Below are 13,224 nucleotides of genomic sequence, written 5' to 3'. Positions count from 1 at the left end.
GAGGCCCCGCCCATGCTGAGCCTCGTCGCAAAGCGCCTCGCCTTCGCCATTCCGTCGCTGATCGGCGTCGTGATCGTCACCTTCCTGCTCACGCGCGCGCTGCCCGGCGATCCCGCCGCCTATTTCGCCGGCCCCGCCGCCACTAAGGAAGCCGTCGAGCAGATCCGCAAGAAGCTCGGCTTCGACAAGCCGCTGGTCGAGCAGTTCTTCCGCTACACCGTCGATCTCGCCCATGGGGATCTCGGCAGCTCGCTGACGACCGGCCAACCTGTCGCCACCGAAATTCGCAACCGCCTGCCGGCCTCGGCCGAACTGACACTGCTTGGCCTTCTGGTCTCGGTTGCAATTGCGCTGCCGCTCGGCGTGCTCGCGGCGACGCGGCCGGGGTCATGGATCGACCACACCTGTCGCGTCGTCACGACGGCCGGTGTTTCGCTGCCGGTGTTCTTCACCGGGCTCGTGCTGGTCTATGTGTTCTATTTCCGCCTCGGCTGGTCGCCAGCGCCGCTCGGCCGGCTCGACGTGTTCTACAGCGCGCCGAACAGCGTGACCGGGTTCTATCTGATCGATACGCTGATCGCTGGTGACGGCGAGGCGTTCCGCTCGGCGCTGAGCCAGCTGATTCTGCCCGCGGCGACGCTCGCGATCTTCTCGCTGGCGCCGGTCGCGCGCATGACACGGGCGTCGATGCTGTCGGTGCTGTCGTCGGAGTTCGTCCGCACCGCGCGCGCGTCCGGCCTGTCGCCCTCGACGGTCACCGTCACCTACGCCTTCCGCAACGCGATGCTGCCGGTGATCACGACCCTGTCCATGGTGTTCTCCTTCCTGCTCGGCGCCAATGTGCTGGTGGAAAAGGTGTTCGCCTGGCCTGGCATCGGCTCCTATGCAGTCGAGGCGCTGATCGCCTCCGACTTTGCGCCGGTGCAGGGCTTCGTGCTGACCATGGCGGTCATGTACGTCGTCCTCAACCTCGTCATCGACATTCTCTATGGCGTCATCGACCCGCGTGTGAGGTTGGAAGGATGAGCACTGTCGCGCCGACCATTGAACCTGCCGCATCCGCCCGCACGTCCAGCATCGTGGCCCTGATCGGGCACACGCGCTACGTGCTCGCCGAAAACAAAGTCACCGGCTTCGCCTTCGGGCTGCTGGTGGTCATCTTGTTCGCGGCGGTCCTCGGGCCGTGGATCGTGCCTTATGACCCGTTGGCCAGCGATACGGCATCCGCATTGAAGCCGCCATCGGCGGCGCACTGGTTCGGCACCGATCAGCTCGGCCGTGACATCTTCAGCCGCGTCGTGGTCGCGACCCGGCTCGACACCTTCATCGCGGTGGCCTCGGTCGCGCTGGTGTTTTTCATGGGCGGCCTCGCCGGAGTCGCAGCCGGGTTCTTCGGCGGCTGGACCGACCGCATCGTCGGACGCGTCGCCGACACCATCATGGCGTTCCCGCTGTTCGTGCTGGCGATGGGCATCGTCGCCGCGCTCGGCAACACCGTGCAGAACATCATCATCGCCACCGCGATCGTGAACTTCCCACTATATGCGCGCGTCGCGCGCGCGGAAGCCAATGTCCGCCGCAATGCCGGCTTCGTGCAGGCGGCACGGCTGTCGGGCAACAGCGAGATGCGCATCTTGCTCGGCCACATCCTGCCCAACATCATGCCGATCATGATCGTGCAGATGTCGCTCACCATGGGCTACGCGATCCTCAACGCAGCGGGCCTGTCCTTCATCGGCCTCGGCGTGCGGCCGCCCACGGCGGAATGGGGCATCATGGTCGCCGAAGGCGCGTCCTTCATGGTGTCGGGGGAATGGTGGATCGCGCTGTTCCCCGGCCTGGCGCTGATGATCGCCGTGTTCTGCTTCAACCTGCTCGGCGACGGTCTGCGTGACATCGTCGACCCGCAGCGCAGGACGTGAGGCGATGAGCGGACCACACCAAAACTCCGTCATTGCCGGGCTCGACCCGGCAATCCATCGACCGACGACGAACTTGTTGGTTTTGATGGATGCGCAGGCCTTCGCCGCGCCGAAGGGGCTTCTGCCCCGCAGGCGGGTCAAGCCCGCGCATGACGGACGCCAATACGGGAGAGCATCATGACCGCGCAGCCGCTGCTCGACGTTCGCGATCTCACCGTCGAATTCTCCACTCGCCGCGGCATCGTCAAGGCGGTGCAGCATGTCGACATCTCCGTCGCCAAGGGCGAGACACTCGCGATCGTCGGCGAGTCCGGCTCGGGCAAGTCGGTGACGTCCTACGCCGTGATGCGCATTCTCGACCGCGCCGGGCGCATCGCCGAGGGCTCGGTGATGTTCTCCGGCGTCGACGTCAAGGCGGCCGCGGAGACCGAGATGCGCGACCTGCGCGGGCGGGAGATTTCCATGATCTTCCAGAACCCGCGCGCCGCGCTCAACCCGATCCGGAAAGTCGGCCAGCAGATCGAGGATGTGCTGAAGCAGCACGCCCAGGCGGCCGCGAGCGATCGCGCCGAGAAGGCCATCGCCGCCCTCGAGCAGGTCAAGATCACCCGCCCGCGCGAGCGCTATCACGCCTATCCGTTCGAATTGTCCGGCGGCATGTGCCAGCGCGTCGTGATCGCGCTGGCGCTGGCCTGCAATCCGCAACTCCTGATCGCCGACGAGCCGACCACCGGCCTCGACGTAACCACGCAGAAGGCGGTGATGGATCTCGTCGTGGAGCTCACCAAGAGCCGGGGCATGTCGACGATCCTGATCACGCATGATCTCGGCCTCGCGGCAGCCTATTGCGACCGCGTCGTCGTGATGGAGAAGGGCCGCGTGGTCGAGACCGCCAAGGCCACCGATATTTTCGCCAATCCGCAGCATCCGTACACACGCAAGCTGATGCGCGCGACGCCGCGGCTCGGTGTGTCTCTGCGCGATCTCCTGCCGGAGGATGAGGCGTCGCCCACACCACAGCCCGTCATCGCCGGGCTTGACCCGGCGATCCATCCCACGTCGCAAGAGTCGCTCAAGGAGATGGACCCCCGAGTCAAGCCCGGGGGTGACGAGCGGAGCGGGGAGGGCGAGCGGAGCGGAGAACGCGAGCATAGTACGAGTAAAAGCAAGCCGCTTCTCCTCGTCGACAAGCTGGTCAAGGAATATCCCCGCCAGGGCGCCTCCGCGACCTTGTCGAAACTGTTCGGGCGCAAGCCGGCGGTCGAGCCCGAGGTGTTCCGTGCCGTCGACGGCATCAGCTTCACCGTCGGTCATGGCGAGAGCGTCGGGCTGGTCGGCGAGTCCGGCTGCGGCAAGTCGACGACGTCGATGATGGTGATGCGGTTGCTCGATCAGACCTCGGGCCGCATCAGCTTCGACGGCGAGGAGATCGGCAACATCCTGCCGCAGGCCTTCGCGCGGCTGCCGCAGCGCAGCCGCATCCAGATGGTGTTTCAGGATCCGACCGACAGCCTCAATCCGCGCTTCACGGCGGCCCGCGCCATCGCCGATCCGATCCTGCAGCTCGGCGACATCAAAGGCCGCGATGCGCTGCGTGCGCGCTGCGAGGAACTCGCCACCATGGTCGGCCTGCCGCTGAACCTCCTCGACCGTTTTCCGCACCAATTGTCGGGCGGACAGAAAGCGCGCGTCGGCATCGCGCGGGCGATTGCGTTGCACCCGAAGCTCGTCATCCTCGACGAGCCGACCGCGGCGCTCGACGTCTCGGTGCAGGCGGTCGTGCTCAACCTGCTGCAGGATCTCAAGCAGCAGTTAGGGATGAGCTATCTGTTCGTCTCCCATGATTTGAACGTGGTGCGGCTGTTGTGCGATCGTGTGATCGTGATGCGGTCGGGCCGAATCGTCGAGGAAGGCACGTCCGAACGTGTGCTAGGTGATCCACAGGACGCCTATACGCGCGAGCTGCTGACCGCGATTCCGCATCCGCCGCTGCCGGCGCATTGAGGGGGAGAGCTGCATGGCTGAGCCATCGGACAAATCTTGGGACGATTATATCGACGTGGTCGGGCGCGCCTTGGGCTTGCCGATCAATGACGCATGGCGGCCGGCGATCCGCGCCAATCTCGAGGTCTCGCTGAAAATGGCGAAGCTGGTCGATGAATTCTCCCTGCCTGACGAAGCCGAGCCTGCCAGTGTCTTCACCGCTTGATTCTTCCGAGATGACCGCAGGCGCCATTGCCGCCGCGGTCGCCGCCCGCAAGCTCACCGCTGTCGAGGCCACCGACGCCGCGCTGGCGCGGATCGCGGCCCGCGATGGTGTGCTCAATTCCTTTACCGACATCACCGCCGAGCGGGCGCGGGCGAAGGCACGCGCCGTCGATGCCGATATCGCGGCCGGAAAACCTGTCGGGCCGCTCGCCGGGGTGCCGTTCGCGGTAAAGAACCTGTTCGACGTCGCTGATCTGCCGACCCGCGCCGGCTCCAAGATCAATCGTGATCGCGCACCCGCGCCGCGCGACTCGACGCTGATCGAGCGAATGGAAGCCGCGGGCGCCGTTCTCGTTGGCGCGCTCAACATGGGCGAATACGCCTATGACTTCACCGGCGAGAACATCCATGATGGCCCGTCGCGCAATCCGCATGATCCGACCCGGATGAGCGGCGGCTCGTCGGGCGGCTCGGGCAGCGCCGTCGGCGGCGGCCTGGTGCCGATCGCGCTCGGCTCCGACACCAATGGCTCGATCCGCGTGCCCTCGTCGTTCTGCGGCATCTTCGGTCTGAAGCCGACCTATGGTCGGCTGTCGCGCGCGCGCTCGTTTCCGTTCGTGATGAGCCTCGATCATCTCGGTCCGTTCGCCCGCTCGGTCGAGGATCTCGCGCTTGCCTATGACGTGATGCAGGGGCCGGATTCCGACGATGCCGCTTGCACCTCGCGTGCTCCGGAGCCGGTGTCTGGCCAGCTCTCGCAGGGGCTCGACGGTCTGCGCATCGCGATCGCCGGCGGTCACTTTCAGAAGAACCTGTTTCCCGAAGCGGCCGAAGCCGTCAGTCGCGTTGTCGCCGCTCTGAAGGTGACGCAGGTCATCGAGGTGCCCGAAGCGGCGCGCGCCCGCGCTGCGGCCTACGTCATCAGCACGACCGAAGGTGCATCGCTGCATCTCGACCGGCTGCGCACGCGTCCCGATGATTTCGATCCCGCGGTGCGCGATCGTTTGATCGCCGGCGCGATGATCCCGGCGCCGATGGTCGACCGCGCGCAGAAATTCCGCCGCTGGTATCGGGCGAAGGTGCTGGAGCTGTTCAGATCGGTCGACGTGCTGATCGCGCCCGCGACGCCATGCGTCGCGCCGAAACTGGGGCAGGCAACCTTCGTGCTGGATGGCGTCGAGCTACCGGTGCGCGCCAATATCGGCATCCATACCCAGCCGATCTCGTTCATCGGACTTCCCGTCGTCGCCGTGCCGATTCCGCTCGCGCCGATGCCCATCGGCGTGCAGATCATCGCCGCGCCCTGGTGTGAACATGTCGCATTGCGTGTGGCCCACGCCTTGCAACAGCTTGGCGTGGCCGCCGCGCCGGCCCCGAGAGGAGTTCTGGAGAATGGAAGTCGATCTGCCTGACGTCGTCGCGGAGGTCACCGCCCAGTTCCAGCGGTATGAACAGGCCCTGGTCAGCAACGACGTCGCCGTGCTCGACGAGCTGTTTCGCAACGACGCGCGAACGCTGCGCTACGGCATCGGCGAGAACCTCTACGGCTATGGCGAGATCTCGGCGTTCCGCTCGGCGCGGTCGCCGATCGGACTGATGCGGCGCACGGCTCGCACCGTGATCTCGACCTATGGCCGCGACACCGCCGTCGCCTCCACGCTGTTCTATCGCGACAGCGCGCCGGGCAAGGTCGGGCGGCAGATGCAGACATGGATCCGGTTTCCGGAGGGCTGGAGAATTGTCGCCGCCCATGTCAGCATCATCGACGAAGCAAAAGGCGGCTGAGGCATGAGCCTGGACGATCTTCCGCCGCGCACGCGCCAGCGGATCGCTCGCGTTTCCGAGATGCCGCGCCCCGAGCGTGCGCCGCCTGCGGTGGCGAAGATCACGCGCGCAGAGGAGCTGCGCCTGCAACTCGCCGATGACATCGTGCGTGGCGCGCTGGCGCCGGGCGCACCGCTGGACGAAACCGAGATCGCGAAGCGCTTCAACGTGTCACGTACGCCGGTGCGCGAGGCGCTGCGCCAGCTTGCGGCCTCCGGCTTGATCGAGGCACGCGCGCATCGCGGCGCCGTCGTCGCGCGCCCCTCCGTCGATCGTCTCACGGGCATGTTCGAGGCCATGGCCGAGTTGGAAGGCCTGTGCGCGGGGCTTGCCGCGCAGCGCATGACGCCGGTGGAGCGGCAGCGGCTCGAAGCCATTCATGAGGAGTTGCGCAACCTCAGCCATGCCGGCAATCCCGAGCGCTTTCACGAGGTCAATGAGCGTTTCCACAATTCGATCTATGCGGGCGCGCATAACACCTATATCGCCGAGATCACCTTGGCGACGCGGGTCCGGGTGCAGCCGTTCCGCCGCGCCCAGTTCCGCAACCTCGGCCGTCTCGCCAAGTCGCATGCCGAGCACGACCGCGTCGTCGTCGCCATCATGCGCGGCGACAAAGCAGGTGCTGCGAGCGCGATGAAAGCCCATATCGAGCTGGTCCGCGGCGAGTACGAGATCTACGCGGTGTCGGTGTAGCATAGCTCGCAGTTTGAGCTGTAGGGTGGGCAAAGGCGCTGCCGTGCAGTTTCCGTGCACGGGATGTCTGTGGCGCCGTGCCCACCGCCGTACTGATGAGCACGCTGCCCGACGGTCGGCACGCTGCCACCTGGCGGCGGCCGCTTTGGCCACCCTACGAGGCTGTGAATCTTTCGATGCCTATTCTCGCTGACTATGATTCTCTGAGCGGAGCGGTTTGCTGGAGGTCATGATGGCTAAGGACGAGCTTTTCGATGGATTGCCGGAGCAGTCGGGTCCCAAAGCGCGGGAGCTTCCGAAGGGTGCGCCTCGTCTGCGGGTTCCGGAGCGCAACCAGGTCGAGCTGCGCGCGGTCGATATCGACAGCCTGATCGGGCAGGATCATCCGGCGCGGATGATCTGGACCTATGTCGAGACGCTCGACCTGAGCGAGTTGGAAGACCGAGTGAAGGCGCGGGAGAACAGGCCTGGTCATCCGGCACCGTCGCCACGCCTTTTGCTGGCGCTCTGGCTCTATGCCACCAGCGACGGCGTCGGCAGTGCTCGGGCGCTGGATCGCCTGTGCGAGAGCCATGATGCCTATCGCTGGCTGTGTGGCGGGGTATCGCTGAACTATCACACGCTATCGGACTTCCGCGTCGGCTGTGCCGATGTGCTCGACCGCCTGATGAGCGAACATCTGGCGGCGTTGAGCGAGGCCGGGCTGGTCGATCTCGATACGCTGGCACAGGACGGGGTGCGGATCCGCGCCAATGCGGGGGCCAGCTCGTTCCGGCGCGAAGCGAGGCTGCAGCAGAAGCTGGCGGAAGCAACGGAGGTGGTGGAAGAGCTCAAGCGGGAAGTCGATGCAGATCCAGAAGCCAGCAACCGGCGCATCCGCGCGGCGCGTGAGCGCGCCGCACGCGAGCATAAACAGAAGGTCGAAGCGGCGCAGGCGGCGCTGGAGGAGATCAAGCGCAAGCGCCAGAAGCTCGAGGAAAAAGGCGGTAACGGCAAGAAGCCGAAGGAGCCTCGGGCCTCCACCACCGATCCGCAGGCGCGGCGGATGAAGATGGCCGATGCCGGCTTCCGTCCCGCCTACAACGTGCAGGTCGTCAGCGCTGCAGCTGCGATGATCGTGGTCGCAATCGACATCGACAACAACGGATCAGACGGCGGCCTGATGCGACCGATGCTGGAGCGGCTGCGCGACAAGCTGCAACGCCTGCCCAGGCGCTACCTCGTCGATGGCGGATACTGCCGTGGCGACGACATCGAATGGGCGCATGGCCAGAACATCGAGATCTACTGTCCGCCGCGCTCGCAAAAAAGCGGTGTTGATCCTTATCTGCCCCGAGATACCGATGGCCCTGGTGTGGCGGCCTGGCGAGCGCGCATGGCGAGCGAAGCCGGCAAGGCTCAGTATCAGCTCCGCTCGCTGTGCGAATGCATCCACGCCCGCTGGCGCAACTGGGACCTCCGGCAAGTGACGGTACGCGGCATCGACAAGGTTCGCGCCGTCGTGAGCTGGTACGCGTTCACCAACAACCTTCTGCAAGGATTGCACCTCATCGCCTGTCAAAAAGCAGCATCATAGTCGCCGGGAGCGGCATCCGAGGGATCCTCCGGGACAATCCGCCGCACAGAGCCGCCCACAACGGCTATCCCGCGGCGACAGCCCCCTCGTCGCAAACTCAGCCCTGAACTCAAATTGGCTCACAAGCTCTACGGCTTCGCTGTTCTCAGCCCTTCTGCGCCATGTAGGCGCGCCAGCCGCCGAATTCCGAAATGTCGCGTGCGCCGTCGAGTGCGGCGGGCTCGACCAGAAAGCCCTTGGCGCTGCGGCCATCGGCCAGCCTGATCGTCCCGATCGACAGCGGCGGCGGGATGAGGTTGACGAACTTGCCGAAGCTCGCCGCCGACAGGGCCCATAGTTCGACGACCATCGCGGTCCCCTTGCCATCCTCGATCCTGAGCATGCCGGGCTTGGGCGGCGTCGTCGACAGCGCGTAGAGCTTGTAGTCCGGCGCGGTCGATGCCGCCTCCAGCATACGGCCGCCGAGGCTGGTCAGCTCGTGATTCAGCGCCATGCCGGAGAGATGTGCGCCGACCACGACGACGGCGATCTCGTCGCCATGCAGCGACGGCGATATCGGCGCGAGCGGCGGCTGCGGCACCGGCTTGGCGCCGACTGGCAGCGCGGTGTCCGCATGGAAGGCGCGGCCCAGGCTGGCGAGCGCGGCATCGCGGCCGGCGGGCGCCAGCAGCGTGACGCCGAACGGAATGCCGTCGCCACGCATCGCGGCCGGCACTGCGAGGCCGCACAGATCGAGCAGGTTGACGAAGTTGGTGTAGGTGCCGAGCCGGCTGTTGAGCAGGATCGGATCGGCGAGCACCTCCGCGGTCGTGTAGGCGGTCGGCGCGGTCGGCAGCAGCATCGCATCGATCTCGCCGAAGGTGCGCTCGGCGACCTTGCGCAGCGCCTGCAGCCGATACAGCGCCGCGAAGGTGTCGGCCGCGCTGCCGCGGGCGCCGCCGATGGTGATCTCGCGCGTCACCGGGTGAATCGCGTCGGGATCCGACGCCAGCAGATCGCGGATCACGAGATAGCGCTCGGCGACCCACGGACCTTCATAGAGCAGCCGCGCCGTCTCATAGAACGGCTCGAGATCGAATTCGACCAGCTCGGCGCCGAGCTTGACGAAGCGCGCCGCGGCCGCGCCATAGGCGGCTTCCGCGGCCTTGTCGCCGAAGAAGATCAGTTGGCCGGGACGGGGAACGCCGAGCTTTACCCCCTTGGGAAAGGTCGTCACCGCGGCCAGCGGCCGGTCACGCGAGAACGGATCGAGCTGATCGGGCGCCGTCATCACAGACAGCGCGGTGACCGCATCGTCGACCGTCAGCGAGAACACCGAGATGCAGTCGAGCGTCCGGCAGGCCGGCACCAGTCCGGTGGTCGAGATCATGCCAAGGCTCGGCTTCAACCCGACAATGTTGTTCAGCATCGCCGGCACGCGGCCCGAGCCGGCTGTGTCCGTTCCAAGCGAGAGCGGAACGAGACCCGCCGACACGGCGACCGCCGAGCCGGAGCTCGAGCCGCCCGGCACCAGATCGCCGCGCACCGGGTTTTTCGGAATGCCATAGGGCGACCGCGCGCCGACGAGGCCGGTGGCGAACTGGTCGAGATTGGTCTTGCCGATGATGATCGCGCCGGCCGCCCGCAGCCGCGCCACCGCGGTCGAATCCCGCGTGGGCGTATAGGCGAAGGCCGGGCAGGCGGCGGTGGTCGGCAGGCCGGCAACGTCGATGTTGTCCTTGACCGCAACCGGCACGCCGTAGAGCGGCAGCGCGGCGGGATCTTTCCCGAGCAGGCTGTCCGCCTCGGCCAGCGCCTCGGCCTCGTCACGCAGATTGATGAAGATCGCGGGATCGCCATGGGCGCGAATCCGCTCGTAGCAGCGGGCGATTGTGTCTCGGGGTGTGATCAGGCCGGCGCGATGGGCGGCGAGGATTTCAGCGACGGTTTCGCTCACGCGGCGCTCCACGTCTGTCGTGAGCCCGAAGTCTCGCTTGCCATATCGTTACGCTCCGCGTCGCCGGTCTGACGTCGAGGTTAGCAAGCGCCGTGCCATTGTGTACATTGCCGGCGCGTGGGCAATCTCCAAAATAGGTTCTGTGTCAGTGGTTTGTTCGGTTCATGCGGCGACCGCGGGGCGAAACGATCCTGCAAAGCAGGCGAATTGCTCATTCTTTAATCAGACGTCAGTCCATCACCTTGCTGCTGCCCTGGGTGATCAGGCGCGCCGCGCGCTGGTCTCGCGCATGAATCCACAGCCAGCTCAGGGCGACACTGAGCCGGTTGCGCAGCCCGATCAGGAAGTAGATGTGGGCTAGGCCCCAGATCCACCATGCCAGGGCGCCGCGCAGCTTGATCCAGCCGAAATCGATCACCGCGAGCCGCTTGCCGATCTGGGCAAGGCTGCCGACGTGATGATAGCGGAACGGCGGCAGCGCCTGCCCGGCGAGGCGCGCCTTGATGGCCTGGGCGACATAGCGGCCCTCCTGCTTCGCCGCCGGCGCGATACCGGGGACCGGTTTGCCGTCCCAGGCCGGCACCGTCACGGTGTCGCCGATAGCGAAGATCTCCGGGTGGCCGGGCACGGTCAGGTCGGGCGCGACCTGCAGCCGTCCGGCCCGGTCCGCCGGAGCGCCAAGCCATTCCGCCGCCCGCGAGGCGCGGACACCGGCGGCCCATATGACCGTTCGCGTCGCCACCGAGCGGCCGCCATAGACGACGTTGTCGGCGGTGCACTCGGTCACGGGCTGGCCGAGCACGACCTCCACGCCGATGCTCTCGAGGGACTTCTGCGTGTAGGCCGAAAGGTCTTCGGGAAAGCCGCCGAGCACGCGCGGTCCGGCTTCGATCAGCACCACGCGCGCCTCGTGCGTATCGATGCTGCGGAAATCGGGCGGCAGCGTCGCGCGTGCCATCTCGGCGATGGTTCCTGCCAGTTCGACCCCGGTCGGGCCGGCGCCGATGATCACGAAGGTCATCCAGGCCGCGCGCCTGGCCGGGTCGATCTCGCGTTCGGCGCGCTCGAACGCCACCAGGATGCGGCGCCGCAGCGTCGTCGCATCCTCCAGCGTCTTCAAGCCAGGCGCGAACGGCTCCCATTCATCATGGCCGAAATAGGCATGCCGCGCGCCGGTGGCGAGCACCAGCGTGTCGTAGCTGACGTCGGCGCCATCGTCGAGCAGCACGCGTCGCCCTGCCTTGTCGACGCCCTTGACGTTGGCGAACAGGGTCGTGACCTCCGGCCGGTCGCGCATCAGCGAGCGGATCGGCCAGGCGATCTCCGAGGTCGCCAGCGAGGCGGTGGCGACCTGATACAGCAGCGGCTGGAACAGATGATGGTTGCGGCGGTCGATCAGCGTGATGCGGACGGGCGCACCGGCGAGCCGATAGGTGGCTTCCAGGCCGCCGAAGCCGGCGCCGACGATGACAACGTGGTGAAGGTTGCCGGCCTGTTCGGTCATGACGCTGGCTTTCGCTGACGTGCCCCAGCCTCAAATCAACACGCGCGGCCTTGGTTGCTTCAAGGCCGCCTTGGCTATGCAGTGATAGCGGACGTCTATCGTCCCGCCGGCGCGATCACCACCCACGCCGCTGGCTGTCGCCGCCCGTGATGCGCGCCAGCCGGGCCTCGGTCGCGGAGCCGGCGCTGCGGCTGCTGCGGGACGCCGGCGGCGGCACGTGGCTCACGGCCGGGCCATATGACGGGGTGTCGCCAGCGCTGCTGGGAAAGAACAGCAGCGCGATGCACATGGCGAGATTGATCAGCGCGCCAACCCACGTGCCCGAATGCTCTGCCGTCGCGGCGTATTCGGGAAAACGGCTGGCAATGACGTAGTCCAGCGCCATCACCGCGATCCAGGCCGGAATGACGCAGACGGGGTCCCAGCCGATGTCGCGAAAGCGCATCGCCTGCAGCATCAGGTTCGCCAGCAGGGAAATGCCGATCACCGCAAGGATCGGCACGCTGATGGCCAGCACCGATTTCTGCGGCGCCATGGCGGCCACGGCAAAGGCTACTGCGACCGCCAGGATCACCGTGATGACGCCGAGGGCCAGCGAAGCCAGGAAGAACTGCAGCCGGCCGAGGCGCGCATTGAACCCGAAGATGAACCCCAACATGCGCCCCTCCCGCAAGCGCGCCACGACTGCGGCGCGCCGATATGACCTTGCATAACAGGGCGAAATTGCTGCGCCGCTTCGCCGATGATTAAAATGCGACTTATGAGGCGAGGCGCCTCTCTCGCGCTGCGGCAGGTCGCGCCGCGCAAAATTTATCGTTGCCAAAGCAACTAATCCGTGGAACGATGGTCCCGTAAACAAGTGACGCGCGCAGGATCCGGCGCGTTCGAACAAGGGACGGAAATGCCATGTGCGGCCTGCTCGCAGCAGGCGCGGCCGCTTGCGCGCGCGCGGTGGGATGCGCTGACCGGAAGGGTCAGTCGCGCGTTCGATCGTGCGCGTGCCGATCAGCCCGCGCCGGTGACGGCGTCGAGATTGTCGTGGAGGCGGCGCAGCAGCGTGATGAGGACTTCGCGCTCACTCTCGTCGAGGCAGGCCAGCAGCCGCCGCTCGCGCTCGAGCGCGGCGATGATCACCCTGTCGTGGGTCGCCCGTCCCTTTGCGGTCAGCGAGATCGAATGGCTGCGGCCGTCCTGCGGATCGTTGCGTATCGCGATCAGGCCGCGGTTCTTCATCAGCGCCAGAGTGCGGCTGACGGGCCCCTTGTCGAAGCCGATCACGCTGCAGATGCGCGAGGCCGGAATGCCCGGCTCGATCGCCAGCAGCGACATGATCCGCCATTCCGTGACGTTGACGCCGAAATTGCGCTGATAGAACGCGGTGGCGCTGTTCGACAGCTTGTTGGCGATGAAGGTGATGAAGGCCGGCACGTAGCGGTCGAGGTCGAGCGTGAGGCCGTGGCCCCGACCTTGTCCCTCAGGCTCGCGCGGCAGCGTCTTGCGCGGCGTTCCCTTTGTCTCGCTCATGATCCCCAGCGTCCATGCATCGCCACTCATACGG

The 13,224-nt window shown here is 66.6% G+C and carries 12 protein-coding genes; 8 read left to right on the top strand and 4 right to left on the bottom strand.

Annotated features, from left to right (window positions below; genetic code table 11):
• Window positions 1-12 precede the first annotated feature (12 nt).
• The 8 genes from BRADO_RS31685 (at window position 13) to BRADO_RS31650 (ending at window position 8,226) form a co-directional block, all read left to right on the top strand.
• Window positions 13-1,026: an ABC transporter permease gene (locus tag BRADO_RS31685; RefSeq protein ID WP_012030281.1), complete on the top strand. Its 1,014-nt coding sequence runs from the start codon at window positions 13-15 to the stop codon at window positions 1,024-1,026.
• Window positions 1,023-1,922: an ABC transporter permease gene (locus BRADO_RS31680; protein WP_012030280.1), complete on the top strand. Its 900-nt coding sequence runs from the start codon at window positions 1,023-1,025 to the stop codon at window positions 1,920-1,922. The genes BRADO_RS31685 and BRADO_RS31680 overlap by 4 nt, the downstream gene beginning before the upstream one ends.
• Before the next feature lie 177 nt (window positions 1,923-2,099).
• Window positions 2,100-3,926 carry an ABC transporter ATP-binding protein gene (locus tag BRADO_RS31675; protein ID WP_012030279.1) on the top strand — a complete coding sequence of 609 codons (1,827 nt, stop codon included), beginning with the start codon at window positions 2,100-2,102 and terminating at the stop codon, window positions 3,924-3,926.
• 13 nt (window positions 3,927-3,939) lie between these two features.
• Window positions 3,940-4,131 carry a DUF4089 domain-containing protein gene (locus tag BRADO_RS31670; protein ID WP_012030278.1) on the top strand — a complete coding sequence of 64 codons (192 nt, stop codon included), beginning with the start codon at window positions 3,940-3,942 and terminating at the stop codon, window positions 4,129-4,131.
• A gap of 10 nt (window positions 4,132-4,141) precedes the next feature.
• Window positions 4,142-5,542 (top strand): AtzE family amidohydrolase, encoded by a 1,401-nt coding sequence (locus BRADO_RS31665; protein ID WP_041757202.1) that lies wholly within the window; start codon window positions 4,142-4,144, stop codon window positions 5,540-5,542.
• Window positions 5,523-5,915 (top strand): oxalurate catabolism protein HpxZ, encoded by a 393-nt coding sequence (gene hpxZ, locus BRADO_RS31660; RefSeq protein ID WP_012030276.1) that lies wholly within the window; start codon window positions 5,523-5,525, stop codon window positions 5,913-5,915. The genes BRADO_RS31665 and hpxZ overlap by 20 nt, the downstream gene beginning before the upstream one ends.
• Before the next feature lie 3 nt (window positions 5,916-5,918).
• Window positions 5,919-6,650 (top strand): GntR family transcriptional regulator, encoded by a 732-nt coding sequence (locus BRADO_RS31655; RefSeq protein WP_041757201.1) that lies wholly within the window; start codon window positions 5,919-5,921, stop codon window positions 6,648-6,650.
• Window positions 6,651-6,879: 229 nt separating this feature from the next.
• Complete coding sequence (locus BRADO_RS31650) at window positions 6,880-8,226, top strand: IS1182-like element ISBrsp2 family transposase (protein WP_050781079.1); 1,347 nt, start codon at window positions 6,880-6,882, stop codon at window positions 8,224-8,226.
• 145 nt (window positions 8,227-8,371) lie between these two features.
• Here BRADO_RS31650 and atzF read toward each other — a convergent pair whose 3' ends face one another.
• The 4 genes from atzF to BRADO_RS31630 form a co-directional block, all read right to left on the bottom strand.
• Window positions 8,372-10,162, bottom strand: coding sequence for an allophanate hydrolase (atzF, locus tag BRADO_RS31645; protein WP_041757891.1), 1,791 nt, complete (start codon window positions 10,160-10,162; stop codon window positions 8,372-8,374).
• 229 nt (window positions 10,163-10,391) lie between these two features.
• Entirely contained in the window at window positions 10,392-11,666 is a 1,275-nt protein-coding gene (locus BRADO_RS31640) for an NAD(P)/FAD-dependent oxidoreductase (RefSeq protein ID WP_012030273.1), read from the bottom strand.
• Between the two features lie 115 nt (window positions 11,667-11,781).
• Window positions 11,782-12,321 carry a DUF805 domain-containing protein gene (locus BRADO_RS31635; protein ID WP_012030272.1) on the bottom strand — a complete coding sequence of 180 codons (540 nt, stop codon included), beginning with the start codon at window positions 12,319-12,321 and terminating at the stop codon, window positions 11,782-11,784.
• A gap of 350 nt (window positions 12,322-12,671) precedes the next feature.
• A complete protein-coding gene (locus BRADO_RS31630) occupies window positions 12,672-13,190 on the bottom strand; it encodes a MarR family winged helix-turn-helix transcriptional regulator (RefSeq protein ID WP_012030271.1) in 519 nt (172 codons plus the stop codon).
• Between the last annotated feature and the right edge of the window lie 34 nt (window positions 13,191-13,224).

Source organism: Bradyrhizobium sp. ORS 278, from assembly GCF_000026145.1.
GTDB lineage: Bacteria > Pseudomonadota > Alphaproteobacteria > Rhizobiales > Xanthobacteraceae > Bradyrhizobium.
This window is presented reverse-complemented; position numbering and strand designations above follow the sequence as displayed.